The organism is Leifsonia lichenia, from assembly GCF_054780215.1.
Genome location: NZ_BAAGWT010000003.1, coordinates 153,084 through 175,413, shown reverse-complemented (window position 1 = coordinate 175,413; position 22,330 = coordinate 153,084). Strand labels below are relative to the sequence as shown.

At 70.7% G+C, this 22,330-nt stretch carries 23 protein-coding genes and 1 tRNA gene; 6 read left to right on the top strand and 18 right to left on the bottom strand.

What is annotated here, in order from left to right; all coding sequences use genetic code 11:
* Positions 1-143 precede the first annotated feature (143 nt).
* From ACYVGI_RS10525 to ACYVGI_RS10505, 5 genes are all read right to left on the bottom strand, one after another.
* Complete coding sequence (locus ACYVGI_RS10525) at positions 144-860, bottom strand: hypothetical protein (protein WP_460632572.1); 717 nt, start codon at positions 858-860, stop codon at positions 144-146.
* A 329-nt stretch (positions 861-1,189) separates the two neighbouring features.
* Complete coding sequence (locus ACYVGI_RS10520; protein ID WP_460632571.1) at positions 1,190-2,503, bottom strand: D-arabinono-1,4-lactone oxidase; 1,314 nt, start codon at positions 2,501-2,503, stop codon at positions 1,190-1,192.
* Positions 2,500-3,777, bottom strand: a complete 1,278-nt coding sequence (locus ACYVGI_RS10515; RefSeq protein WP_460632570.1) for an amino acid deaminase/aldolase — start codon at positions 3,775-3,777, stop codon at positions 2,500-2,502. Before ACYVGI_RS10515 ends, ACYVGI_RS10520 begins: the two co-directional genes overlap by 4 nt.
* Positions 3,777-5,033: an MFS transporter gene (locus ACYVGI_RS10510; RefSeq protein ID WP_460632569.1), complete on the bottom strand. Its 1,257-nt coding sequence runs from the start codon at positions 5,031-5,033 to the stop codon at positions 3,777-3,779. Before ACYVGI_RS10510 ends, ACYVGI_RS10515 begins: the two co-directional genes overlap by 1 nt.
* Entirely contained in the window at positions 5,030-5,683 is a 654-nt protein-coding gene (locus tag ACYVGI_RS10505; RefSeq protein ID WP_460632568.1) for a TetR/AcrR family transcriptional regulator, read from the bottom strand. Before ACYVGI_RS10505 ends, ACYVGI_RS10510 begins: the two co-directional genes overlap by 4 nt.
* A gap of 213 nt (positions 5,684-5,896) precedes the next feature.
* Here ACYVGI_RS10505 and ACYVGI_RS10500 point away from each other — a divergent pair, with 213 nt between their 5' ends.
* A complete protein-coding gene (locus ACYVGI_RS10500) occupies positions 5,897-8,143 on the top strand; it encodes an Ig-like domain-containing protein (RefSeq protein ID WP_460632567.1) in 2,247 nt (748 codons plus the stop codon).
* 17 nt (positions 8,144-8,160) lie between these two features.
* Here the strand turns inward: ACYVGI_RS10500 and ACYVGI_RS10495 are convergent, their stop codons facing one another.
* The 3 genes from ACYVGI_RS10495 to ACYVGI_RS10485 all read right to left on the bottom strand — a co-directional run bounded on the left by ACYVGI_RS10495 (position 8,161) and on the right by ACYVGI_RS10485 (position 9,918).
* A complete protein-coding gene (locus tag ACYVGI_RS10495; RefSeq protein ID WP_460632566.1) occupies positions 8,161-8,535 on the bottom strand; it encodes a YchJ family protein in 375 nt (124 codons plus the stop codon).
* 223 nt (positions 8,536-8,758) lie between these two features.
* The gene (locus ACYVGI_RS10490) at positions 8,759-9,127 is read right to left on the bottom strand and encodes a VOC family protein (RefSeq protein ID WP_460632565.1); all 369 of its coding nucleotides are present in this window, start codon (positions 9,125-9,127) and stop codon (positions 8,759-8,761) included.
* A gap of 215 nt (positions 9,128-9,342) precedes the next feature.
* A complete protein-coding gene (locus ACYVGI_RS10485) occupies positions 9,343-9,918 on the bottom strand; it encodes a TetR/AcrR family transcriptional regulator (protein WP_460632564.1) in 576 nt (191 codons plus the stop codon).
* A 130-nt stretch (positions 9,919-10,048) separates the two neighbouring features.
* On the opposite strand from ACYVGI_RS10485, the gene ACYVGI_RS10480 reads away from it, so the two are divergent.
* Positions 10,049-11,569: an MFS transporter gene (locus ACYVGI_RS10480; RefSeq protein WP_460632563.1), complete on the top strand. Its 1,521-nt coding sequence runs from the start codon at positions 10,049-10,051 to the stop codon at positions 11,567-11,569.
* A gap of 94 nt (positions 11,570-11,663) precedes the next feature.
* Here ACYVGI_RS10480 and ACYVGI_RS10475 read toward each other — a convergent pair whose 3' ends face one another.
* Complete coding sequence (locus tag ACYVGI_RS10475; protein WP_460632562.1) at positions 11,664-12,050, bottom strand: hypothetical protein; 387 nt, start codon at positions 12,048-12,050, stop codon at positions 11,664-11,666.
* Positions 12,047-12,175 carry a hypothetical protein gene (locus ACYVGI_RS10470; RefSeq protein ID WP_460632561.1) on the bottom strand — a complete coding sequence of 43 codons (129 nt, stop codon included), beginning with the start codon at positions 12,173-12,175 and terminating at the stop codon, positions 12,047-12,049. The genes ACYVGI_RS10475 and ACYVGI_RS10470 overlap by 4 nt, the downstream gene beginning before the upstream one ends.
* A 118-nt stretch (positions 12,176-12,293) precedes the next feature.
* Here ACYVGI_RS10470 and ACYVGI_RS10465 point away from each other — a divergent pair.
* Both ACYVGI_RS10465 and ACYVGI_RS10460 read left to right on the top strand, forming a co-directional pair.
* Positions 12,294-12,367: transfer RNA gene (locus ACYVGI_RS10465), tRNA-Leu, on the top strand.
* 159 nt (positions 12,368-12,526) lie between these two features.
* The gene (locus tag ACYVGI_RS10460; protein WP_460632560.1) at positions 12,527-13,078 is read left to right on the top strand and encodes a cysteine hydrolase family protein; all 552 of its coding nucleotides are present in this window, start codon (positions 12,527-12,529) and stop codon (positions 13,076-13,078) included.
* Between the two features lie 145 nt (positions 13,079-13,223).
* Here ACYVGI_RS10460 and ACYVGI_RS10455 read toward each other — a convergent pair whose 3' ends face one another.
* From ACYVGI_RS10455 to ACYVGI_RS10445, 3 genes are all read right to left on the bottom strand, one after another.
* Positions 13,224-14,168, bottom strand: coding sequence for a TIM barrel protein (locus ACYVGI_RS10455; RefSeq protein WP_460632559.1), 945 nt, complete (start codon positions 14,166-14,168; stop codon positions 13,224-13,226).
* Positions 14,169-14,354: 186 nt separating this feature from the next.
* On the bottom strand, positions 14,355-14,738 hold the full coding sequence (locus tag ACYVGI_RS10450) for a phage holin family protein (protein WP_460632558.1): 384 nt from the start codon (positions 14,736-14,738) through the stop codon (positions 14,355-14,357).
* 304 nt (positions 14,739-15,042) lie between these two features.
* Positions 15,043-16,428 carry an MFS transporter gene (locus tag ACYVGI_RS10445; RefSeq protein ID WP_460632557.1) on the bottom strand — a complete coding sequence of 462 codons (1,386 nt, stop codon included), beginning with the start codon at positions 16,426-16,428 and terminating at the stop codon, positions 15,043-15,045.
* A gap of 90 nt (positions 16,429-16,518) precedes the next feature.
* Here ACYVGI_RS10445 and ACYVGI_RS10440 point away from each other — a divergent pair, with 90 nt between their 5' ends.
* Entirely contained in the window at positions 16,519-17,004 is a 486-nt protein-coding gene (locus tag ACYVGI_RS10440; protein WP_460632556.1) for a MarR family winged helix-turn-helix transcriptional regulator, read from the top strand.
* A complete protein-coding gene (locus ACYVGI_RS10435; protein WP_460632555.1) occupies positions 17,001-17,588 on the top strand; it encodes an IMPACT family protein in 588 nt (195 codons plus the stop codon). Before ACYVGI_RS10440 ends, ACYVGI_RS10435 begins: the two co-directional genes overlap by 4 nt.
* A gap of 129 nt (positions 17,589-17,717) precedes the next feature.
* Here ACYVGI_RS10435 and ACYVGI_RS10430 read toward each other — a convergent pair whose 3' ends face one another.
* The 5 genes from ACYVGI_RS10430 to ACYVGI_RS10410 all read right to left on the bottom strand — a co-directional run bounded on the left by ACYVGI_RS10430 (position 17,718) and on the right by ACYVGI_RS10410 (position 22,282).
* On the bottom strand, positions 17,718-19,133 hold the full coding sequence (locus ACYVGI_RS10430) for an NAD(P)/FAD-dependent oxidoreductase (protein WP_460632554.1): 1,416 nt from the start codon (positions 19,131-19,133) through the stop codon (positions 17,718-17,720).
* Between the two features lie 38 nt (positions 19,134-19,171).
* Positions 19,172-20,443, bottom strand: a complete 1,272-nt coding sequence (locus ACYVGI_RS10425) for a S8 family serine peptidase (RefSeq protein WP_460632553.1) — start codon at positions 20,441-20,443, stop codon at positions 19,172-19,174.
* Positions 20,440-20,955 (bottom strand): DUF501 domain-containing protein, encoded by a 516-nt coding sequence (locus tag ACYVGI_RS10420; protein ID WP_460632552.1) that lies wholly within the window; start codon positions 20,953-20,955, stop codon positions 20,440-20,442. The genes ACYVGI_RS10425 and ACYVGI_RS10420 overlap by 4 nt, the downstream gene beginning before the upstream one ends.
* Complete coding sequence (locus tag ACYVGI_RS10415) at positions 20,955-21,482, bottom strand: FtsB family cell division protein (RefSeq protein WP_460632551.1); 528 nt, start codon at positions 21,480-21,482, stop codon at positions 20,955-20,957. Before ACYVGI_RS10415 ends, ACYVGI_RS10420 begins: the two co-directional genes overlap by 1 nt.
* Positions 21,483-21,670: 188 nt before the next feature.
* Entirely contained in the window at positions 21,671-22,282 is a 612-nt protein-coding gene (locus tag ACYVGI_RS10410; RefSeq protein ID WP_460632550.1) for a hypothetical protein, read from the bottom strand.
* Between the last annotated feature and the right edge of the window lie 48 nt (positions 22,283-22,330).

Here is a 22,330-nt window from a genome sequence, read left to right as displayed (position 1 = left end):
GGGGCGGGCGGGGGCGGGCACGGGGCGGGCGGGAACGACGACGCGGCGCCGACGCCTCCAGGTGCCCGACACCGGGGGCGGCGACGCCGCGATCGTGTTTCGCTGGCGACATCCGTGGTCGGACGGATGCCGTCAGAGCTCGGCTAGGGACAACCCCAATATCCCGATGGGGTCAGCACGAGCGTTGCACCGGGGCACGGACCGCACCCCGAATTGTCCGGGGGCACGGACGTCACCCCCGGGGCGTAATACGGCGCTGCCGCGACGGGCGCGGCGGCCGACGTGTGCGATGCGGCGGAGGAGTCCGAGGTGCGACTCTGCGCCTGCTGGTACTCCGCGGCGGCGACGGCCGCGGCGCGGGCGGCGGCCTCGGCGGCGAGACGCTGCCGTTCGGCCTGCTCGAAGGCGGCGACGGAGTCCGTCACGGCCTTCTCGGACTCCTTCAGCGTGACGACGGCCGCTGTCACGCCGAACGCCGCTGCTGCGCCGGATGCACGGGACGCGGCGATGTCGATCGCGGCGTTCAGCGCATCCCGGCCGGACTCTGCCGCCCTGCCCGCGCTGGACGCGAGGACGCCGCGGGCGCGCACGAGCTCTGCGGCCGCTGCAGCGACGGCCGACGAGCGGCGCGCGTCGGCGACAGCGACTCGGACGACGGCACCGGATGCGCGGTTCGCGGTGTCGAGCCGGGCGACGGCGGCCGTGCGGGCGGCCTCCCGCGCCTCGACGACCGCGGTGGAGACGGCGCCGCTGGTCGCGGTGACCACCCCGGCGCCGATGGCGAGCGCGGCGACCACGGCGACGCCGCGGCGGACCACGGCGCGGGCAGCGCCAGCGGGGCGTGTGGTGCGGTCGGACATCGGCTTGCTCCCTGAAGATGAATTATGCTCAACAACTCACAGGCGATTCACAGCTAGCACGGAGTGTTCCAGCCAACTGAGAACGTGTCAAGATTCTCGTTCGTCACTCGAGTCACACGCGTCACGCATCCGGCCGTCAGCGAGACCCGGAAACACGGGGATTCCCCCGAGAACACGCGGAATCCCGAGGCTTCCTCACCCCACGCGCCCCAGCCGCGCGACACCCGCTTTGGGGACACCCGCCCCCGTTCGTTGAGTGGTCCCGAATTGTCGTGCGGATATTCTCCGTGCGGCAATTCGGGACCACTCAACGAAGGCGGCAGACAGGCTCACTCGCCCAGCACGCGACGCAGATACACGTTCTCGAAACGGCGCTCCGGGTCCAGACGGTCGCGCACGGCGAGAAAGTCGTCGAAGCGCGGATACGTGCCCCGGAGGGACTCCGCGTGGCGCGTGTGCAGCTTGCCCCAGTGCGGGCGTCCGTCGTGCGCCATCATGATCTCTTCGACCGCGGCGAAGTACTCGGTCGAGTCCTCGCGGTAGTAGCGGTGCACCGCGATGTAGCCGGTGTCGCGCCCGTACGCCGTGGAGAGCCAGTTGTCGTCCGCCGCCGCCGACCGCACCTCGACGGGGAACGAGATGCGCCAGTTGCGCCGCTCGATCAGCGCCTTGACCTCCGCGAGCGCCGCGGGGACCGCATCCCTCGGGATGGCGTACTCCATCTCGCGGAAGCGAACGGTGCGGTTCGTCACGAAGACGCGCGGAGACAGGTCGGTGAAGTCGCGGTTGCCCGTCAGCTTCTGCGCCAGGCGACTGAACGGCGGGATGATCGCCGGGGCGACCGTCCCGAGCGCGCAGACGCCGCGGTAGAGGCCGTTGGCGAGCAGTTCGTCGTCCACCCACCGGCCGAACGTCGGCAGCGGGGCGGACGGCGACGACAGCGGCAGGCGCGTGTTCGTCTTCGTGAGCGCGGTCTCGGTGTGCGGGAACCAGTAGAACTCGAAGTGGTCCTCGGACGCCGAGCGTTCGAGGAAGGTGTCGAGCGTGTGCTGCAGCGGCTCCGGCCGCTCCACCGCCTGCAGCAGATAGGCGGGCACGCACTGGATGGTCAGGTCGACCAGCACGCCGAGCGCCCCGAGCCCAAGACGCACGGCAGGCAGCAGCTCGGCGTTCGTGGTCTCGTCGACGGTCAGCAGCTCGCCCGTGCCCGTCACCAGGGTGGCGCCGACGATCTGTGTCGCCAGGCCGCCGAATCCGCCGCCCGTGCCGTGGGTGCCGGTCGAGGTGGCTCCGGCGATGGTCTGCCGGTCGATGTCTCCCATGTTCTCGAGCGCAAGGCCGTGCTGACGCAGCAGCTTCGGCAGCTCGTGCAGGTGCGTCCCCGCTGCGAGCCGCACCCGGCCGTGCTCGACGTCCACGTCCACGATGCCGCTCAGGGCGCCCAGGTCGAGCTGGACGCCGGGTGCGACAGCGATGCCGGTGAAGCTGTGGCCTGCGCCGACGGCCTTCACCCGCATCCCCTGTCGTGCCGCGGCCGCGACGGCGCGCTGCACCGCCTCGGCGTCCGCCGGGCGTTCGACGCGGGTCGGGCGGACCTGCTCGGTGCGCGCCCAGTTGCGCCAGACGGCGCCGGTGGCCGTCACAGGAAGACCTGCCCGTCGCCACGGTAGCTGGGCACGGAGCCCACCACCGTGGCGCGGCCGTCGACGGTGTCGACCAGGTGGAACTCGTTCACGTGCTCGCTCAGCTCGCCGGACTTCGTGTGCCGCAGCCACACCCGGTCGCCGACGCGCATGACGCCGGCGGCGACGCCCGTGAGCGGCGTCTGCACCTCGCCCGCCATCTCGCGCGCGACCATCGAGAGCCCGGTCGGCCAGACCACCTTCGGCATCCTGTCCGGTCCTGGGGGGCCGGATGCGATCCAGCCGCCGCCGAGCAGCGTCGCGATGTCCGGCCCGGGCCTCCGCACCACCGACAGCGCGAAGGACGCGGCCGGAGCCGGGCGGAACCCTGCATACCCGTCGAACAGGTAGCCGCCGAACAGGCCGCTCCCCGCCGCGATCTCCGTGACCGACTCATCGGAGGAGGTGAACTCGAGCGACCCCGTCCCTCCCCCGTTCACGAACTCGAGATCGGCGACCTCGCGCACGGCGTTCACCGCCTGCGCCCGCCGGTCGAGCAGTTCGGCGGCGGAGTTCTTCTGCATCCAGCGCACTGTGGCGCCCCACGCCGGCTTTCCGGGAGGGTTGTTCCCCTGGCCTGCGATCTGCGCCTCGTACGCCATCATGCCCACGAGGGTGAACCCCGGCCTGCGCACGATCGCCTCGGCGAGCTCCCGCGCCGCCGCCGGCGTGTGCAACGGCGACCGGTACACGCCGATGTGGCCGAGCACGGGGCTCAGCCAGGACGCATCCAGCTCGATGCACAACCGGATGCTCGCACGCTGCGACGGCGGGACGACCGCGTCGATGAAGTCCAGATGAGCGACGGAGTCGACCATCAGGGTCACCCTGGCTGCGAGCTCCGGCGAGAACGCCAGACGCGCGACGGCGACCCGGTCGGCGGTCGGATAGCCGACGACCACGTCGTCGATCGGCGCGTGCCCGTCCGTCCCCTCCGCGAGCCACAGTGCCTCCGGCAGCGTGTAGGCGAGCACGCCGGCATAGCCGGGGAGCGCGAGCACCGCATCCAGGACCGACCGCACCCGCACCGACTTGGAGGCGACCCTGATCGGCTTGCCCGCCGCCCTCCGCAGCATGTCGTGGGTGTTGTGCCGGAGCGCGGGGACGTGCAGCACGGCGAGGGCCGGGTCGAGCCTGGCGGTCGCGGCCGAGAGCGACGGCCAGAACGCATCCGGTGTTGTCCAGGTGCGCTCGGACGGCGCCGGTCTCGTGCTGAGGTCGAGGTCGTATGTCATCAGCGCACCGCTTTCACTCGTGCGACCGCGAGAGCACCCGCGAACGCGAACAGACCGGAGAGGACGAACAATCCGACGAAGCCGCCGAGCGCGGCCACGATGCCCGCGCCGATCAGCGGGGCCATCGCCTGGGGGACGGCGGTGGCGATGTTCATGATGCCGAGGTCTTTCCCGCGGTTCTCCGGGTCGGGAAGCACCTGGGTGGCGAGCGCCTGGTCCACCGAGAGGAAGCAGCCGTAGCCGAGTCCGAGCAGGCCGGCGGCGATCATCGCGACCGAGAGCTCCGGCACGAACGCCAGCAGCAACGCGGCGACACCCTGGATGGCCGAGGAGAGGAACACGAACGCCTTGCGCCGCCCGATCCTGTCCGACCACCTGCCCATCACCAGGGACGCGACGATCACGAACACCATGTAGATGAGGATCAGCACGAGCAGGTCGTCGTCGGCGTTCTTGTCGTGCAGCCCGAACTCCAGGAAGTAGAGGAGCAGGGAGGTGCCGAACGCGTTGCCGAAGTTGACCAGCACCCGGCTGAGCAGGGTCCAGCCGAAATCGGGATGCTCGCGCGGCGAGATCCACAGGCTCTCGACGATCCCGCGGAACGTCATCCTCTGCCGCAGATGCGGGGGAAGCACGGCGTCGGGGAGAAAGAGGAACGGCAGCACGAGCACGAGCAGCAGCACCGCCATCGCGGTGTACCCGAACAGGGCGCCGACGAACACGTAGGTCACCAGCGAGACGCCCAGGATGATCCCGACCGCCTGCGGCGCGCTGATCCAGCCGGACACGTAGCCGCGCTGCCCCACCGGCACCTGGTCGCTGATCGTCGCGGTGAGAGCGGCGGTGAGGATGCAGAACCCGGTGAGCGCGAGTGACCAGAACACGCCGATGCCCACGATGCTGGTCTGCAGCCCGAGCAGGATGAGCGACACGGCGAACACGACGGCGCCGGCGGCGATCCACGGCCGCCTGCGGCCGAACCGGCTGGTCGTGCGGTCGGAGAGGGCGCCGGTGAGCGGGTACGCGATTATTGCGCAGACGCCGGAGATACCGGAGATGATGCCGAACACCACCACGTTGTCGACCCAGTACGTGGTGTCGAGCTGCTTCTGCACCTGGTCAGGCAGCAGCTTCTGGATGGGGGCCAGTTGCGCCATCCACACGCCGAGCCACGCGATCGCGAAGAACGCGATCCAGCGGCCCGGCACGCGTCTGGTCGGCTCGGCGAAGACCGCCGGAGCTGAGGTTTCTGTCATCGGAGTCCTGCGTTCGGGTCGAGGGCGGAAGGAACAGGAACGGGTGTTGCCAGCGTCGCCACCGCGTCGGCGGCGAAGTCGATGGTCGCCTGGGCCGCCGCGTCGTCGCGGGTGACCAGCCAGGCGACGGTGAGGCCGTCGGTGAGCACGACGAGCAGCTTGGCGACCTCGTGCGTCGGAAGCGTCCACGTGCATCCCGTGATGGCCGCCGCCTGCACGACGGCGTGCTCTGCGACGGCGAAGTAGCGTTCATACTGGCGTCTGGCCAGCGGCGCGAAGCCGGGTTCGCGCAGCGCCCACTGGGTCAGCTCGAACATCGCTTTCTCGCGGTCGGGATCGGCGCGGACGGCGGCGAAGTAGTGCTGGAGACCGGCGCGCACCGCATCCCGCATGGTCGGAGCGTCCGGCAGGGCGTCCGGAGCCTCGAACACGGGGGCGAACGCGGACTGCTCGCCGTCGACGACGGTATTGACGAGCTCGGCCATCAGCTCGTCGCGGGAGGTGAACGCGTAGTGGAAGCTGGCGAGGGACATCCCGGCCTCCGCGACGATCCTGCGGGTGGTGGCAGCGGCGACCCCGTCGCGCGCGACCACCGAGAGGGCGGCCTGCACCAGTGCGGTGCGGCGTTCCACAGCGGGGATGCGTGTCACGGCGGACTCCTCGACGGGGGCTCCCCGCGCATCCTCGCGCGAGAAGTGGGACGGTTGACCCAGTTGTCAGTATGCCGTAAATCCGGCCAGGGAGTTTGACAGAACGCGCCGCGCCACCTGAAATGGGGTGGAATGCGGGTGTTTTCGTCAGATGTTTCGCCACCAGTCCGGTCGAGGGGGTCGTCCGGGCTGCTTCTGTCTGCCCTGATCCTGGTGGGCGTCGCGAGCGCAGCCATCCTCGGCGCGATCGGCACGGCGGCACCGGCGACAGCCGCCACCTCGACACCGTCCGCCCCATCGGCTCCGTCCGAATCCCCGGCCCCCGATTCGCAGCAGCGTCCGCAATCCGCACTCCCCCAGGCGACACCGTCCTCGTCGCCCTCCGACACCACGACGCCGACCTCTCCTCCTCCGACCTCCGGCCCTCCGACGATCGACCAGCTCCCCTCCGGTCTCGTCACCACGTTCCCGCTCGCCGTCTCCGGCTCCGGGACGCCGGGCGACCTCATCCACGTCTCCGCCGGCGCGGCCAGCACCGCCGGCGCCCGCTGCGACGCCCCCGTCGACGCGCAGGGCGACTGGACCTGCTCGCTTGCCACCCCACCGGACGGCCCCGGCGTCACCGTGCGCGCGGAGTCGCGGAACAGCGGCCTCAGCGCATCCACCAGGGTGGACGTGCTCTCGCCGCCGGTCATCGCCGCGCAGAACGGAGCACTCGTCTCCGGCGGCGGCGTGCACGGCACCGCGTATCCGGGAGCGACCGTGACGGTGCGCGCCGAGAACGGCTCCGCCTGCTCGTTCCCCGCCGACTCGGCCGGAACCTGGGGCTGCGTGCTGAGCAAGCCGCTGCCGAGCGGGAAGCACACGATCACCGCCACCCAGCGGGCGCCGTTCTCCAGCCAGTCCTCCGCGAAGAGCGCGCCCGTTGCGATCACGGTCGACACCACGCCGCCCGCCGCGCCGACCATCGGCTCGCCCGCTCCGGGCGCCGAGGCGCAGGCCGGGACGCCGCTCGCGTTCTCCGGGGCCGGAGAGAACGGAGCCAAGGTCACGGTGTACGGCAGCGACGACAACGGGAGCACCGTCGTCTGCTCGGCGGTCGTGCGCGGCACGTCCTGGAGCTGCACCGGCACGCTCGGCGCCGGACGCTTCACGGTCTCCGCCCTGCAGCGGGATGCGGCAGGCAACGTCAGCGGCGGATCGAACGCCGTCGCGATCACCGTCCTCACTGCGGCGCCCTCCCCCTCGACGTCGCCGGAGTCGCCGTCCGCGACGCCATCGCCGCACAGCACCCCGAACCCCGCGGCCCCCGTTGTCCCGCCGGGGACGACGCCGAGTCCGACGCCGTTCGACCCGTACAACGGCAATGGATCCCCCGGCGGCACGCCCGGCTGGATGGACACGCCGTTCACGAGCGCGACCGCTCCCGTCGTCTCCGTCGAAGCGTTCCCCGGCTGGCTGCGCTCGCTGCTGCTCGCCGCCGCCGCGCTGCTGCTGCTCGCCCTCCCCGCCCGGCTGCTCGCCGTGACGGTGGCGCGGGAGCGCGACGGACGGGAGAAGCGGAGCAGAGCGAGCATCTTCGGACGCAACCGCAGCAGGGCCGAACTGCGGGATGCGGACGCGCAGTTCGGGGGCGCCGGCGGAGTCGGAGCATCCGGGGTCGGGGCCTCCGGAGTCGGGGCAACCGGAGTCGGGGCTGCGGGAGTCGTGGCGTCGGGAGACCGAGGGGCGGCCCCGCGCAGCCCCTGGTTGATCCCGACAGCGTTCGTCGCCGCGGCGGCCGTGGTGACCCTGTCGAGCCCTGTCGACGACGCCGGAGCCTACCTGCGGGTGATCCTCGCCCTCGCTGTCGCGCTCGGCGCGGTGAACGCGGTCTGGGTCGCCGTGGCCCGCTGGGTCTCCCCGCACTTCGGCGGCGGTCTGGTCACGCTCACCTTCCGGCCGTGGATGCTCGTCGTGGTCGGCGTCGCCGCCGTCGCATCCCGGCTGCTCGGGTTGCAGCCCGCCCTCCTCTTCGGGCTGATCCTCGGGGTGGCGTTCTCGGGCGCCGCGGGCCGGGTCGCGCGCGGACGCGTCGCCGCCGTGCAGGTCGCGGGCGTCGCCCTGCTCGGCGTGATCGCCTGGCTGACGGTCGGCGCGCTTCCGCAGCCGACCGGCGTCGTCTCCGCCTTCGTGCGCGAGCTCGCCAACGGCGTCTCGCTGCTCGGACTCGGCTCGGCGGCTATCGCGCTGCTGCCCATCGGCGGCCTCGCCGGACGCGCCATCTTCCAGTGGTCCCGCGGGGTCTGGCTCGGCCTCGGCCTCGTGGTCTACACGCTGCTGTTCGCGCTCCTCCTGCCGGTCGCCTCGCTGGTCGAGACCGGGCAGGGAACGCTGGTGGTCGCGATCGCCGTGTTCGCGTTCGCCGCGCTCAGCGTGTGCGTGTGGTTGTGGGAGAAGTACGTGGAACCGGCGCGCTAAGGCGCAGCCACGCAGAACTAGGCCGCATCCACGTAGAACCAGTCCGCGCCGTCGCGCACGAACCGGGATTCCTCGTGCTGCACGCCGCGCTGCTCGCCCTTGAAAAAGGCGGAGAACTCGACGACACCGTCGCGGTCGAACGGGCCGCCGCGCTCGGTGCGTTCGATGTCGAGCCGGTACCAACTCAGCCCGGTGTCGAGCTCCAGCGTCTCCGGTCGTGTCGACGGGTGCCAACTGCGCAGCAGGTACGCCGCGTCGCCGAACGCGAACGCCGAGAACCGCGACCGCATCAGGCGCTCGGCGGTCGGGGCGGCCTGCTCACCGCGGTGCAGCGGACCGCAGCACTCGTCGTATGGCTGGCCACTCAGGCAGGGGCACCGGGAGGAGGACACCGGATGAGCCTACCGGCGGTCTCGCGTCTCGCGCCCGACCACGAAGGACCCGGCCGTGACGGTTTCGGGGGAATCGAGGTCACGACCGGGTCGGAGACACCACACCAGTTCGGCGTCTGCATCCAGTGTGCGACCGTCAGGTGAGTGCGCCCTTTCCGCCCGCTGAAAGTCCTCACAGCGACGCCCCGCCGGGAGGTGCGACGCCGCGCCGTTCCGACGCCCGCTACAGGCTTCTCGCCGCCTCGCCCGCGGCCACGACGCAGAACCGATTGCCGTCCGGGTCGGAGAGCACCACGTAGTCGGCTCCGTCCTCGTAGTCCCAGTCGACCCTGGATGCGCCGAGCACGAGCAGGCGTTCGACCTCCGCATCCTGATCGAAGGCGTATAGATCGAGGTGGTGCCGCTGGTGGTCTGCGGACGGGCTGGTCACCTCGGTGATGGCGAGCTGCGGCCCCTGCCCCTCCATCGGGACGAGGATCGCCCAGTCGACATCCGGCTCCCGCAGCGGGCGATAGCCGAGCGCCGCCGTCCAGAATTCGATGGCCCGCGGCACATCCCGCACGCCCCACACGATCGAACCGATGCGCATCATGGCCTCAGTATCCGCCCGCCGCGGTGCGACCGCCAGCGTTCGACGGTGTACCGTAATCGCATGGCTGGTTTGCTCATCGGATTCATTTGGCTCGTCGTCATCGTCGGCGGAGGCCTGTCGCTGGCCGCCCTCGTGCAGATGGCGAAGTCGCCGTACCGCAACCGCTGATCCAGCGGTAACCCTGGTCGCCGGCGCGCGTCAGCGCTGTACGCAGTTCACCGCAGCCCGGCGATGAAGAGGTTCAGCACCCGGCGCAGATCGTCGCGGGTGTATCCGCTCTTGTTGGCCGCCCAGGCGAGCGAGCTTGCGAACACGAACAGGTCGTCGGCCTTGACATCGTCGCGCACCTCCGCGGCGTCCTGAGCGCGCCGGAGCAGCAGCGCTGTCGACGTCTTCATCGAGCTGCACGGCGCCGTCAGCGGAGACTCCGGATCGCAGACGGCCTCGGCCACCGAGTCGGGGAGTCCGTCGAAGCTGGAGAGGTGCCTGGCCAGCTCGATCAGCCACTCGTTCAGCGCCTCGCCCGCGTCCGGCCTGGCCAGGAGCTCCGTGGCCTTCGCGTCGAGTCCCTGCCTGCTCTCGACGAGCGCGGCGGCGAGCAGACACTCCCTGCTCGGGAAGTGGCGGTACAGCGTTCCTGCCCCGACGCCCGCCTTCTTGGCGATGTCGTCGAGCGAGGTCTGAACGCCGCGCTCGGCGAACGCCTCGCAGGCGACGCTGACGATCTTGTCGTAGTTGCGCTGCGCGTCTGCGCGCAACGGCTTGGGCTGGGTGATGGTGTCGCCGCCCACTCGAGCTCCTTTTCTGAACTGTTCACTTCGTCGCCATTGACAAAGCGGAGACTGTCTCCATATTGTTGATCACTCAAGAGGAGAGTCTCTCCGGATAGCAGTCTAAACCCCGCGGAACGGAACGCACCATATGTCGACCACCGAACTCAACGATCCCCCAACTTCCCCGCTCCCCGCCGTCACGTCCACCCCTGCCGCATCCCGCGCGCCCGGCGCATCCCGGTCTCCCCGCGCATCCCGGTCCTCCCTGCGCGGACCGGCGCTCGGCCTCGTCGTCGTCTTCATCACGCAGCTCATGCTCGTGGTCGACGCGAGCATCGTGAACGTCGCCCTCCCCGACATCCAGAACGAACTGCACTTCTCCCCCACCGACCTGTCGTGGGTGGTCACTGCGTACGCGCTGGCGTTCGGCGGCCTCATCCTGCTGAGCGGCAAGATCGGCTCGATCGTCGGCGCGCGTCTGGCGCTCATGGTCGGCGTCGGGGTGTTCATCGTCGCCTCGGCGCTCGGCGGATTCGCCCCGTCCCCCGAGATCCTGGTCGCCGCCCGCATCCTGCAGGGCGTCGGAGCAGCCATCGCCGCGCCGAGCACGCTCGTGCTGCTCGTCGCCAACACCACGGAGGGCGCCAACCGCGCCAGGGCGATGTCGCTGTTCGTGCTCGCCGCGGGAAGCGGAGGCGCGATCGGACTGATCCTCGGCGGCGTCCTCACCACCAGCTTCGGCTGGGAGTGGGTCATGTTCGTGAACGTGCCGATCGGCATCCTGATCATCCTCGGCGCCGCGCTGTTCCTCACCGAGACGGAGCGCGTCCCCGCGAAGCTCGACCTGGGCGGCGCTGCCGTCTCCACGATCGGGATGGTCGCCCTGGTCTACGCGTTCACCCGCGCGGCGAGCCACGGCTGGTCGGACGTGCAGTCGATCGCGTCCTTCGTGATCGCGGCCGCCTCCCTCGTCGGCTTGGTGTTCATCGAGCGCAGGCACTCGAGCCCCGTCGTGCAGCTCCACTTCTTCTCCCGGATGCGCACCGCCGCCCCGCTGCTCGGCATGCTCCTGGTCCCCGCCGGCATGTTCGGCTTCTTCTACTTCGTGACGCTGTTCACCCAGAAGGTCCTCGGCTTCGACCCGCTCGGCACGGGCCTCGCGCTCCTGCCGTTCGTGGGAGCGATGCTCATCACCAACGAGCTGGCACCGCGCTACCTGCTCCCCCGCGTCGGCGAGAAGGTGGTCGGCGTCATCGGGCTCAGCGGCATGGTCGTCGGGCTGGTCTGGCTCGGCCAGATGAGCGCATCCAGCACGTTCCTCAGCGGCATCCTCGGGCCGGCGATCGTCCTCGGGATCAGCGGCGGCCTGACGTTCGCGCCGCTGACGTCGATCGCGATGGCGCAGGCTCCCTCGAACGAGGTGAGCGCCGCATCCAGTCTCGTGCAGGGGATGCAGCAGCTCGGCGGCAGCGTCGGAGTCGCTGTGCTGACAACGGTGTTCATCTCGGTCACGGCGACCTCCGGCGAGGCGCACGGAATCTCGACCTCGCTGCTGCTCGGCGCGGCGTTCCCCGCGGCGGCCCTTGTGCTGTTCGCGATCTGGGGGCGGCGCATCCCGGCGACGGACGGGGTTTCCGGGGGTTCGGCAGGGCCGGTGGGGATGCACTGAGGTCTGGTGCGTGCGGGCGGCGGCGTTCACGGGATACCGTGTGCGCCGCCGCTGCGTGCGGCGTGCAGGGGCGGGTTCTGTGGACGGAGCCGCGCTACGCCAGGCAGCCGGAGCCGAGCGCGAGGTGGGCGACGAGCATCCCGTCGGTCGCCCACCAGGCCAGGAGCACCCCGCCCGCCGTGATGGCCACCGCCGCGACAAGCCCCCGCCACACCCTGCCGCCGCCTGCGCCAGGCGCGAAGCCGATCAACGCGGCCACAGCGCCGACGGTGACGAGCACGAGAGGAACGACGCCGAACGCGATCAGGAACGTCACCCCGCTCTGCCCGGCGGCGCGCGCTTTGCACTCGTCGCCCCAGGTGTCCTCGACGACGATCGCGAACCACATCCACGCGACGAGCCCGGCCACGGTGGAAAGCACGACGGCCAGCGTGAACCGCGCCCTGGCTGCCGGGCGCTCATCGTCGGACGAACCCTTCACAGGCTCCGGCTGAGCTCGATGCTCGTGCCGCCCTGGGTGTTCGTGCACATCCCGGGGTTCCAGCGGCGTCCCGTGCCCGCTCGGTGCCCGGTGCTCGTGCCGTTCCCGCCCCTCATGCCGCTCATGCTGCTCGTGCTGCTCGTGCCGCTCGTGCCGCTCCCCCGCGCGTTCTGTGCCCACGCGCTCACTCTGCCCTGTCCCCCTCCGAGAACGCCGCAACCGCGCCGGTACGATGGTTGCCGGGCCCCCATAGCCCAATCGGCAGAGGCAGGCGACTTAAAATCGCTTCAGTGTGGGTTCGAGTCCCACTGGGGGTACGCAGCGTTCCCTCGACCCCGCCACCCACCGGTGTACCATCGGCAGTGTCGGGCCACGTCCCCGCTCGGCGGCCCGGCCGTCGTTTCGGGTACGGCGCCCGGGCCGTCCTCTCGTCCGCAGCCTCGTTCGCGCGGTGTCCGCGCACCCGAAGGGCATCCATGACTCGCGCGCTCGTCATCATCGACATCCAGAACGACTATTTCCCGGGCGGCGCATATCCGCTTGTGGGGTCGGTTGCCGCCGCAGAGCGCGCCGCGAGCGTGCTGGCCGCGTTCCGGGTCGCCGGAGATCCTGTGGTGCACATCCAGCACGTGTGGAATGCACCGGATGCGTCATTCATGCGTCCGGGCAGCGCGGGGGTCGAGATCCACCCGCTGGTGGCGCCGGTCGGCGACGAGCCCGTGCTGCGGAAGGCGGAGCCGAACGCGTTCGTCGGAACGTTCCTGGAGGAGACGCTGCGCGGCATAGCCCCCGACCAGCTCGTGGTGCTCGGGATGATGTCGAGCATGTGCGTCGACTCCACGGTGCGGGCGGCGTCCGAGCTCGGGTTCGACGTGACCGTCGTGCACGACGCGTGTGCGGCGCCCGACCTCGAGTTCGGCGGGACGACGGTGCCAGGGGATGCGGTGCACACGGCGTTCATGGCGGCGCTGTCGGACAGCTTCGCCACTCTGGTGAGCGCCGACGAGCTCGCGGGGGCGCCGGCCTGAGCCGACTGGACTCCCACAGGTCCGCGCCAGCCAACCGGCCGGACGCTCACCCCACCGCGTCAGCCAACCGGCCGGACGCTCACCCCACCGCGTCAGCCAACCGGCCGGACGCTCACCCCACCGCGTCAGCCAACCGGCCGGACGCTCACCCCTCCGCGTCAGCCAACCCCTCGACCGCCACCAGCGAGCGAGCCGTCTCCACCGTCGGCTGGTATTCCATTCCGAACCGTCCCCGGTAGCCCAGCTCCCGCAGCACCCCGAACTGATGGCCCCAGTCGGCGACGCCCGTGCCCGGCTCGTGGCGGCCGGGCAGGTCGGCGACCTGCACGTGGCCGACCAGAGCGATGTCGGGGCCGACCTCGGCCGCGATGTCCTCATCCATCATGAGCGCGTGGTACGCATCCAGCAGCAGCCGCAGGTGCGGCGAACCGACCTGATGGACGATGTCGAGGCCCTCCCTGGTAGACGACAGGAACGCACCGACATGGTCGACGCGGGTGTTCAGGGGCTCCAGCAACAGGGTCACCTCCGTACCGTCGAGCAGCGCTGCGCCTGCCGCGAGCGTCGACACCAGTGTCGCCCGCTGCTCCGCGCGCGGGACGCCAGGCCGGTCGTCACCGCTCACCACCACGAGGTTCGGCGCGCGCAGCCGTTGGGCGACCACGAGCGAGTCGGCCACGGCCTGGAGGAAGGGGGCGCGCATCCGTGAGTCGGTGAGCGGGAGCTGCGGGTCGACGATGAGCGACAGCAGTTCCACGCCCGTCTCGGTGAGGGCGGCGTCGATGGCGGCGATGTCCTTGTCGCGCCAGCCCCAGATCTCGACCGCAGTCAGCCCGTGGGCCGCAGCCGCCCGGATGCGGTCGGCGGGATCGTCCCCCGCCTCGGTGAACAGCCATTCCAGGTTCGCGGCGATCGACGACATTCGACGACGATAGCGCGAAAGACCGGCGCTCGCGGCCAGCGCGGCCAGCGCGCTGCCAGGGCGGTCAGCGCGGCCGGGCCGGTCAGCGCGGGTCAGCGCGACCAGGCCGGTCAGCGCGACCAGCGCAGCCAGGCCGGTCAGCGCGACCAGCGCAGCCAGGCGGGCCAACGCGGCCAGGCCGGTCAGCGCGGCTCAGCGCCGCCAGGCCGGTCAGCGCGACCAGCGGAGCCAGGCGGGCCAACGCGGCCAGCCGGGCCAGCGCGGCTCACCGCCGCCAGGCAGGCCAGCGCGGCCAGGCGGGCCAGCGCGGCCAGCGCGGCCAGCGCGGGCAAGCGGCCAGCGCGGCCAGGCCGGTCAGCGCGCGGTGACGACGCGCTTCTTCAGGAACAGGATCGGCAGCAGCCAGCCGCCGAGCGCCGTGACGATCCACACGACCAGGGTGGCCAGGATCCAGGCTGTCGCACCGTCGATCGTGATGCCGCCAGGGAACAGGCTCGCCACCAGCAGCGCGAGGAACGTGGACACCAGTCCGATGCCGCCCAGCAGCGCCGACGCATACTTGCGGGCGATGTTGAACACGAACGGCGACAGGATGCTCTGCGCGATGGCGAACACGATGGCGGCGACGATGAACCCGCCCCATTCCAGCCGCACCCCCGGCACCAGCCATCCGGCGACGAGCAGCCCGATGGCCGCGGTCACCAGGAAGATCGCGGCGCGGATGAGGAATCGGATCACAGCAGTCTCCCGTCGACGGTGCTCCCGAGAATAGCGGACAGGACCGGGTCTCCGTTTCGCGTGCCCCGTTCGGAAGGAAGTCTCAGCGACACGCCGCGCCGAACCTCCGTCCGGACGGAGTCTCGGGGCGAGCCGACCCGAACCTCCGTTCGGAAGGAGAACCAGCCGCGCTTCTGTCCGGGGCCGGTGTGCAGGAGAAGCTGCGGCGAGCGGCCTGGAACTCCGTTCGGAAGGAGACTTCAGCGGCGCGCCGACTCGGGACTCCGTTCGGAAGGAGAACCGCCAGCGGCCACACCCCCACCGCTCACGCCGCACTGCCCCGCGCAGCGGCGGTGGTGACGGGGATGCGGCGGTCCAGCACCGTGATGACGAGCAGCAGGATCCCGATGCCGCCGAGCACCCAGCCGAGGACGTGCAGTCCGGCATCGGTGGCCTGCCGCCCGAACGTGATGCCGATGAGGCTGGAGGAGAAGATCGCACCCAGGTAGGCGAACGTCCGGTAGAGGCCGGACGCCACCGCTATCTCCTCAGCAGGCGCCTGCACGTAGAGGGTGGCCTGGTTGGCGAAGCCGGTGAACCCGTTGGCGCAGCCGAGCAGCAGGGACATCCCGATCAGCACCCACAGGCTCGATCCGCCGTTCATGAACTGCATCACCAGCGCGCTCAGCACCACGGAGACGGCGCCGATGACGAGCGGCCAACGCACCCAGCCGCGGGTGGACGCGACGCGAGCGATCACGATGCTGAGGCCGGACAGCGGCAGCAGGATGAGGCCGACCGCCGTTGCGCTGTATCCGGCAGCCTGCTCCATCCACTGGCTCGTGCCGTAGAGCACCGAATAGACCACGAGGGCGGAGAGTGTCTGGCGCAGGTAAGTGCGCTGCAGCGGCCGGTTGCGGGCGAGCATCCGCACGTCGATGAGCGGCCTGGCGACCCGCCGCTCCCACAGGATGAGGCCGGCGCCGAAGACGACGACCACCGGAAGCAGCCACCAGAGCGGCGAGGCGAGTTCGGACAGGAACACCAGCAGGCTCACGATCGTGGCGGCGAAGAGCACGATGCCCGGGATGTCGATGGATGCGATGAGCGCCCTGCTGCCCTGGCGCTCGCGCGGCGCATCCTTCTCCACGCCCAGCAGCGTGAACACGAACGTGACGATCGCCAGCGGGATGTTCACGAAGAACAGGGCACGCCAGCCGAACGTGCCGGCGAGCACCCCGCCGAGCGGCAGCCCGAACACCGTGGTGATCTGGGCGGCGATGGAGAAGTTGCCGAGCACGCGGGCAGGGACGCCGATGCCGTTCTCGTCCGCGCGGCGTCGCACGAGGGCCATCGCGGTCGGGTACGCCGCGGACGTGCCGATGCCGATCAGCGCACGGGACACCAGCAGGAACCCGAAGCCCGGCGCTGCCGCTCCCACGACGCCGGCGGCCAGCAGGATGATCGCGCCGGCCATGAACACGCGGCGCGGCCCGAACAGGGTGGCGAGCTTGCCCATGGTGGGTTGGCTGACCGCACTGCAGAGGTAGAGCACCGAGATGAGGCTCGCGGTCTGGCCCGGCCCGAGGTGGAAGTCGAGGCCGATGCCGAGCAGGCCGGTCGCGATCATCGAGCTGTTGATCGGGTTGAGCGTCGATCCGAGCAGCAGCGGGGCGGTGAAACGCCACCCGAACGGCTTGTGCGCGCTCACGGTCTCGGTGCTCTCGGTAGCAGTGTCCGTCTCGTTCCTCCCGAAATGCTTTACGCGTGTAAATTACTTCTTTAGGTATACTAATCAATCGTGGATGCACACGCAAGCGCCAGCCCTCCCGTCGACGAACCCAGCCTTCCCGCGGACGAACCCGGCCCTCCCGCCGACGACCTCGGCGAACGCATCACCCGCTCGGTTGCCAGGATCTACCGCCGTTTCCGCGCCGAACGCTCCACCGGCGAACTGGGCGACGCGGCGATGAGCGTGCTCGGCCACCTGCACCGCTACGGCCCCGCCACCCTCACAGCGCTCAGCGAGCACGAGCGCGTCACCGCGGCCTCGATGAGCCAGACCGTCAACCGCCTGGTGTCTCTGGGGTGCGCGATCAGGGCGGCCGATCCCACGGACGGCCGCCGCGTGCTCTTCACGCCGACCTCCGAAGGACACCGGATCGCCGGAGAGGCACGGGCACGGCGACACGAGTGGCTGAACGCCCAGCTCGCCACCCGCACGCCAGAGGAACGTGCCGCGCTCGCCGAGGCGGCACGGGTGCTGTGGGAGATCGCGGAGGGATGAGCCCGTTCACCCTCCCCTCCCCGGTCACTGCCGAGGTCGAGGTGCGCCGCAGCCGCTTCATCGCGCTCGCGACACCCGTCGCCGATCGTGAGGCGGCGCTCGCCGAGGTCGCGCGGCTCCGCGCCGAGCATCCGGATGCGAACCACGTGTGCTGGGCGCTGCTCGCCGGGGGTCACTCCGGCATGTCGGACGACGGCGAGCCGTCCGGCACGGCGGGTCGCCCCATCCTGGAGGTGCTGCGGCACCACGACCTCGACGGGGTGCTCGGCGCCGTCGTCCGCTACTTCGGCGGCGTCAAGCTGGGCGCTGGCGGGCTGGTGCGCGCGTACACCGACGCGATCGCCGCCGCCCTCCTGGATGCGCCCCTGATCGAGCGCGTGCCGGAGACTGTTCTCACCGTGCTGGCGGAGTACGCCGATGCGGAACGCATCCGGCGCTGGGCGCACGGCGAAGGACACGAGACGGGCGACACGGAGTACGGCGAAGCGGTGCGGTTCACACTGCGGCTGCCGACGACGCAGGCGGCGGCAGCACGGGATGCGGTCCGCGACCTCACCCAGGGACGCGCCGTCGTGGAGGGGTGACAGCGCCGCATCCACCGGCAGCCGCATCCACCGGCAGCCGCATCCACCGGCAGCCACATCAACCGCCCAGGCGCACAAAAGGGCCCGGCGCGATTCCTCGCACCGGGCCCTCTCGTTCACACGCTCGCGCTATTTGGCTGCGACCTCGACCGGCTCCTTCGGAGCGGCCTTCTTGGCCGGAGCCTTCTTCGGAGCCTCGACGGCCGGAGTCGCCTCGGCCGCCGGGGGCTTCGGGCGGGCCGCGAACTCCTCGAAGACGGCACGCGGGTGCTGGGTGGCTGCGAGCGACACGATGTCGCGGCCGAGCCAGAAGTTGTTCCACCAGCCCCACAGCACGCGCCACTTGCGCTCCCAGCTCGGCATGGCCAGACCGTGGTATCCACGGTGCGCGAACCAGGCAGGGAGGCCCTTGATCGCGAGCTTGCCGGACTGGAACACGCCGGTTCCGAGGCCGAGGCCCGCGACGGCGCCCAGGTTCTTGTGGAAGTACTGGCGCGGAAGCTCGCCGCGGAGGTCCGCGATGATGTTCTTGGCGAGCAGCTTGCCCTGACGGACGGCGTGCTGCGCGTTCGGCACGCAGAACCCGCCGACGCCGCCACCGGTGAGATCGGGGACGGCTGAGACATCGCCGGCGCCCCAGGCGTCCTTGATGATCTCGTCCTCGGAGCCGACGCGGAGGTCGGCGCGGACGCGGAGACGGCCGCGCTCCTCGATCGGGAGGTCGGTGTGACGCACGATCGTCGGGTTCGCCATGACACCGGCGGTCCAGACGATGAGGTCGGTCTCGAACTTCTCACCGGTCGACAGCTCGATGACGCCGTCGACAGCGCTCGCGAGCTGCGTGTCCAGGTGGATCTCCGCACCGCGCTGGGCGAGGTTCTTGATGACCCAGTGGCTGGTCGGAAGTGACACCTCCGGCATGATCCTGCCCATGGCTTCGATCAGGTGGAAGTGCGTGTCCTCGAAGGCGATCTGCGGGTAGTTCTTGAGCAGTGCGCTCGCGAACGAACGCAGCTCGGCGAACACCTCGATGCCCGCGAACCCGCCGCCGACGACGACGAACGTCAGCAGGCGGTCGCGCTCCGGACCGGCGGGCAGGTTGGCCGCCTTGTCGAAGTTGGTGAGCACGCGGTCGCGGATCGCGACGGCCTCCTCGATGGTCTTGAGGCCGATCGCCTGGTCTGCGACGCCCGGGATGGGGAACGTGCGCGACACGGCGCCGGCGGTGACCACGACGATGTCGTACTCGAACTCGTACGCGTCGCCGATCGGCGGCTGGATGGTCGCCGTCTTCTTCGCGTGGTCGACGTAGGTGACCTTGGCGGTGACCACGTTGGTCTTGGTGAGGTGGCGGCGGTGGGCGACCACAGCGTGACGAGGCTCGATGGAACCCGCGGCGACCTCAGGGAGGAAGGGCTGGTAGGTCATGTACGGCAGCGGGTCGACAATTGTGACCTCTGCCTCCCCCTTGCGCAGCTGCTTCTCGAGCTTCCACGCAGTGTAGAAACCGGCGTATCCGCCGCCGACGATCAGGATTTTGGGCACAGTGGTGGGTCTCCTCAACACGAAAGTATGCAGTTAATCTACTCCCTGCTGCCCGTCCCTCTGAAATGCCGGAACGCGCCGACCCCGCCAAGGGCCACTAATGCGACGAATCCGGTGATCAGACTGAACGGCAGCCAGAAGCCGGTGAGGGCTGTCCACTGCGGCCACAGGAGCTGATCCACCCGGGCGGACGGCTCCGCCGGCAGTGCCCGAGGGGTGGAGGTCGGCACCGGTGCTGTGCCGGGCGACGGGGTGGTGGGGACGTCGGCGCGACGGTGGATGCGGATCCACTCGGTGAGGTCGCCCATCGGGTTGGCGGAGACGTGCGGCACCTTCGCGGTCACGGCGGCCGCCGCATCCAGCAGCCCGTAGCCGTAGATCGGGCTGGGGACGGTGCCCGGCGCTGCGCGGGCGGTCTTGATCAGCCGCTCGATCACATCCGGTGCTTTCAGCTCGGGATGCGCGGCCCTGATCAGCGCGACGGCTCCCGCCACCAACGGGGTCGCCCCGCTGGTGCCCGCCCACTGCACGTAGCCTCCGCCAGGACTCACGCCGACCAACTGCTCGCTCGGCGCGGAGACGGCGATGGTGATGCCCTGCGACGACGCGTCGAAACTCGCCTGTCCCTGCCGGTCCACGCCCGCGACGGCGACGACGCCGGGGATGGTCGCCGGTGCGCCGACCTCGGTGGTGCCGCTTCCCCGGTTGCCCGCCGCCGCGACCACCACCACGTCGTGGTCGAACGCGTACTGGAACGCGTCGTCCCAGCTCGTCGGCCAGTCGAGCGTGTTCCTGGTGAGGGACATGTTGATGACTTTCGCGCCGCTGTCGACGGCCCAGCGCACGGCGCTCGCGATCTGCTCGTCGCTGCCGATGGCGCCTGCAGCGGACCCGAGGGCGACGGAGGCGGTCAGGATGCTCGCCTCCGGAGCCGCGCCGAGCACGCCGCTGTCCGGCCCTGTGCCGCGGCCGGCGAGCAGGGAGGCCACCCAGGTGCCGTGGTCCGCTGAACCGGCGTCTCCGAGCGGTTTCTGGCCGTTCGCCGCGCCGACGCCGGACGCGTCCGTCCCTCCGACGACCGCGCCCGCGAGGTCGGGGACGCTGCCGTCGACGCCGGTGTCGATGACGGCGACCTTCACTCCGGCGCCTTTGGTGGTCTGCCACGCCTGGGCGAAGCCGTAGTCGTTCAGCCAGTACTCGAGGTCGCGCACCTGGTCGGCGTGCGCGACGGTCGACGGCGCGACAGCGGCGGCCAGCCCCAGCACCCCTGCCAGGGCGGCGGCGGTCGCTGCGCGGCCGAGCCGCGTCATTCCGCGGTGTAGTCCTGGCACTCGCACACCTCGGGCGACCAGTCGGCGCGCGCAAGGGCGAGGTCGCCGATCGGGTTCACGCCAGCACCGGCCGCGAGGGCGTGCGCGCCGAGAGCGTGCAGGCATTTGACGCGCACGGGCATCCCGCCGGCCGAGATCCCGGCGATCTCCTCGACGAACGCGATGCTCTCCCGGTCGGCGAGGTATGCACGGTGTGCGGCCGCGTACTGGTCGCGCACCGCCTCGTCCTGCTCCAAGAGCTCGTTGTACTCGTTCATCACCTGAACGGCCTCCAACTGCGACAGGGCGGCTGTGGCTGCGGGATGCGTGAGGTAGTAGAACGTGGGGAACGGCGTGCCGTCGTCCAGGCGCGGGGCGGTCGAGACGACGGTGGGGTTGCCGCAGACGCAGCGCGCCGCGATGCCGACGACGTTGCGCGCCGGTCGCCCGAGTTGAGCGGACACGGTCGCGATGTCCTGTTCGGTCACAGCATCGAAGGGTGGGGTGGTCATCACTTGCCGCCAGGGGTCGAGGTGGGAGTCGGAGTGGGGGCCGGATTCGTACCGCCGAGCTGCGCCGGTGTCGCGTCGCTCAGGCCGGCGCCCATGAACGAGCCGAACAGCGAGCCGAGCCAGTCGGTCTCTGTCTTCTGCAGCTTCGAGCTGACGGGCGCATCCGTGGTCTGCGCCGCCGGCGGCCTGTCGTCGATCACGAGGTAGCTGACCTCGCCCGGCATCACGTAGTACAGCCGGTCGCGGGCCTGCGCGCGGATGTAGCTGGGGTCGTTCCAGCGGGCGCGCTGCTCCTTGAGATCGGCGACCTGGCCGGACAGCGCATCCACTGCCTTCTGCTGGTCGGCGATCTGCTGACGTTGCGAGATCAGGCTCTGCGCGGTGGGCGCGAGCACGACGACGGCGAGGATGAGCAGACCCATCATCACCAGCGAGAACCCGGAGAAGTGCAGCCCGCGCAGCCACCGTCCGGTAGCGGTGTCGGACGCCATGGCGACGGGAACACGGCGGGTGCGAGGCGCAGCCACAAGCCCTCCCAACACGACGGAACGGGACCGGCCTGGCCCCGCCCACAATCGTAAGCCACCCGCCTGCGCACCCCCTGCGCTCCCCCGCCGCGGCGCGTCCCCCGGCGCGCCGTCGCAATCGAGCCGGGACTTATGCACGCGACACGCCGGGTGGAGGCGTGCACAAGTCCCGGCTCGATTGCTGGGGATCAGGGTCGGGATGCGAAGGCGAACCCGGCGACGACGGAGGCCGCCACGAGGATGAGCTGCACGAGGATCGACAGCGGCAGGAAACCGAGCCCGGAGGCCAGGGGCACGCACACCTGGGCGACGAACGCGACGACAGCAGCGAGGATCGCAACCCGCTCCGATGCACCCCCGACGAGCGCCAGCCGCGCACGCCGGACCGCTCCGACGTCTCCGCTCGACCCGACGAGCCTCAGTCCTGCACCCGCGAGGACGACGGCGGCGACCGGCGACGCTGTGAACGACAGCACGAGGCCGCACGCGCCCAAGGTGCACGCTTGCGCGAACCGGAGATTGGCAAGCGCCCGGGCGGAGAGTGTGCTGTACGCCCGATACCCCGTCACGATGAGAGCGATTGCCGAGACGACGAGCACCGACGCGAGTGCCAGGACAGGCAGACGCCCGGACGGCGACCAGCCCGAACGCGACCAGCCGATCACGATCGCGACGGCCATACCGATGTAGAGGAGCGGGAAGGTCAGCCATTCGCTGATGCGCACCGGCGTGTCGGCCGGGAACGCCCGCTCGCCCTCCGGCTCCGTGCGGTCGTCGCAATCGAGCCCAGCCTTTTTCACCGCTTTCGCGCGTTTTGCGGTGAAAATAGCCGGGCTCGATTGCGACGG

Excerpts from the sequence above, each read along its gene's own strand:
- ACYVGI_RS10525 (WP_460632572.1), bottom strand. The coding sequence starts at position 860 with ATGTCCGACCGCACCACACGCCCCGCTGGCGCTGCCCGCGCCGTGGTC.
- ACYVGI_RS10515 (WP_460632570.1), bottom strand. The coding sequence starts at position 3,777 with ATGACATACGACCTCGACCTCAGCACGAGACCGGCGCCGTCCGAGCGC.
- ACYVGI_RS10510 (WP_460632569.1), bottom strand. The coding sequence starts at position 5,033 with ATGACAGAAACCTCAGCTCCGGCGGTCTTCGCCGAGCCGACCAGACGC.
- ACYVGI_RS10490 (WP_460632565.1), bottom strand. The coding sequence starts at position 9,127 with ATGATGCGCATCGGTTCGATCGTGTGGGGCGTGCGGGATGTGCCGCGG.
- ACYVGI_RS10480 (WP_460632563.1), top strand. The coding sequence starts at position 10,049 with ATGTCGACCACCGAACTCAACGATCCCCCAACTTCCCCGCTCCCCGCC.
- ACYVGI_RS10470 (WP_460632561.1), bottom strand. The coding sequence starts at position 12,175 with ATGAGCGGCATGAGGGGCGGGAACGGCACGAGCACCGGGCACCGAGCG.
- ACYVGI_RS10460 (WP_460632560.1), top strand. The coding sequence starts at position 12,527 with ATGACTCGCGCGCTCGTCATCATCGACATCCAGAACGACTATTTCCCG.
- ACYVGI_RS10435 (WP_460632555.1), top strand. The coding sequence starts at position 17,001 with ATGAGCCCGTTCACCCTCCCCTCCCCGGTCACTGCCGAGGTCGAGGTG.
- ACYVGI_RS10425 (WP_460632553.1), bottom strand. The coding sequence starts at position 20,443 with ATGACGCGGCTCGGCCGCGCAGCGACCGCCGCCGCCCTGGCAGGGGTG.
- ACYVGI_RS10420 (WP_460632552.1), bottom strand. The coding sequence starts at position 20,955 with ATGACCACCCCACCCTTCGATGCTGTGACCGAACAGGACATCGCGACC.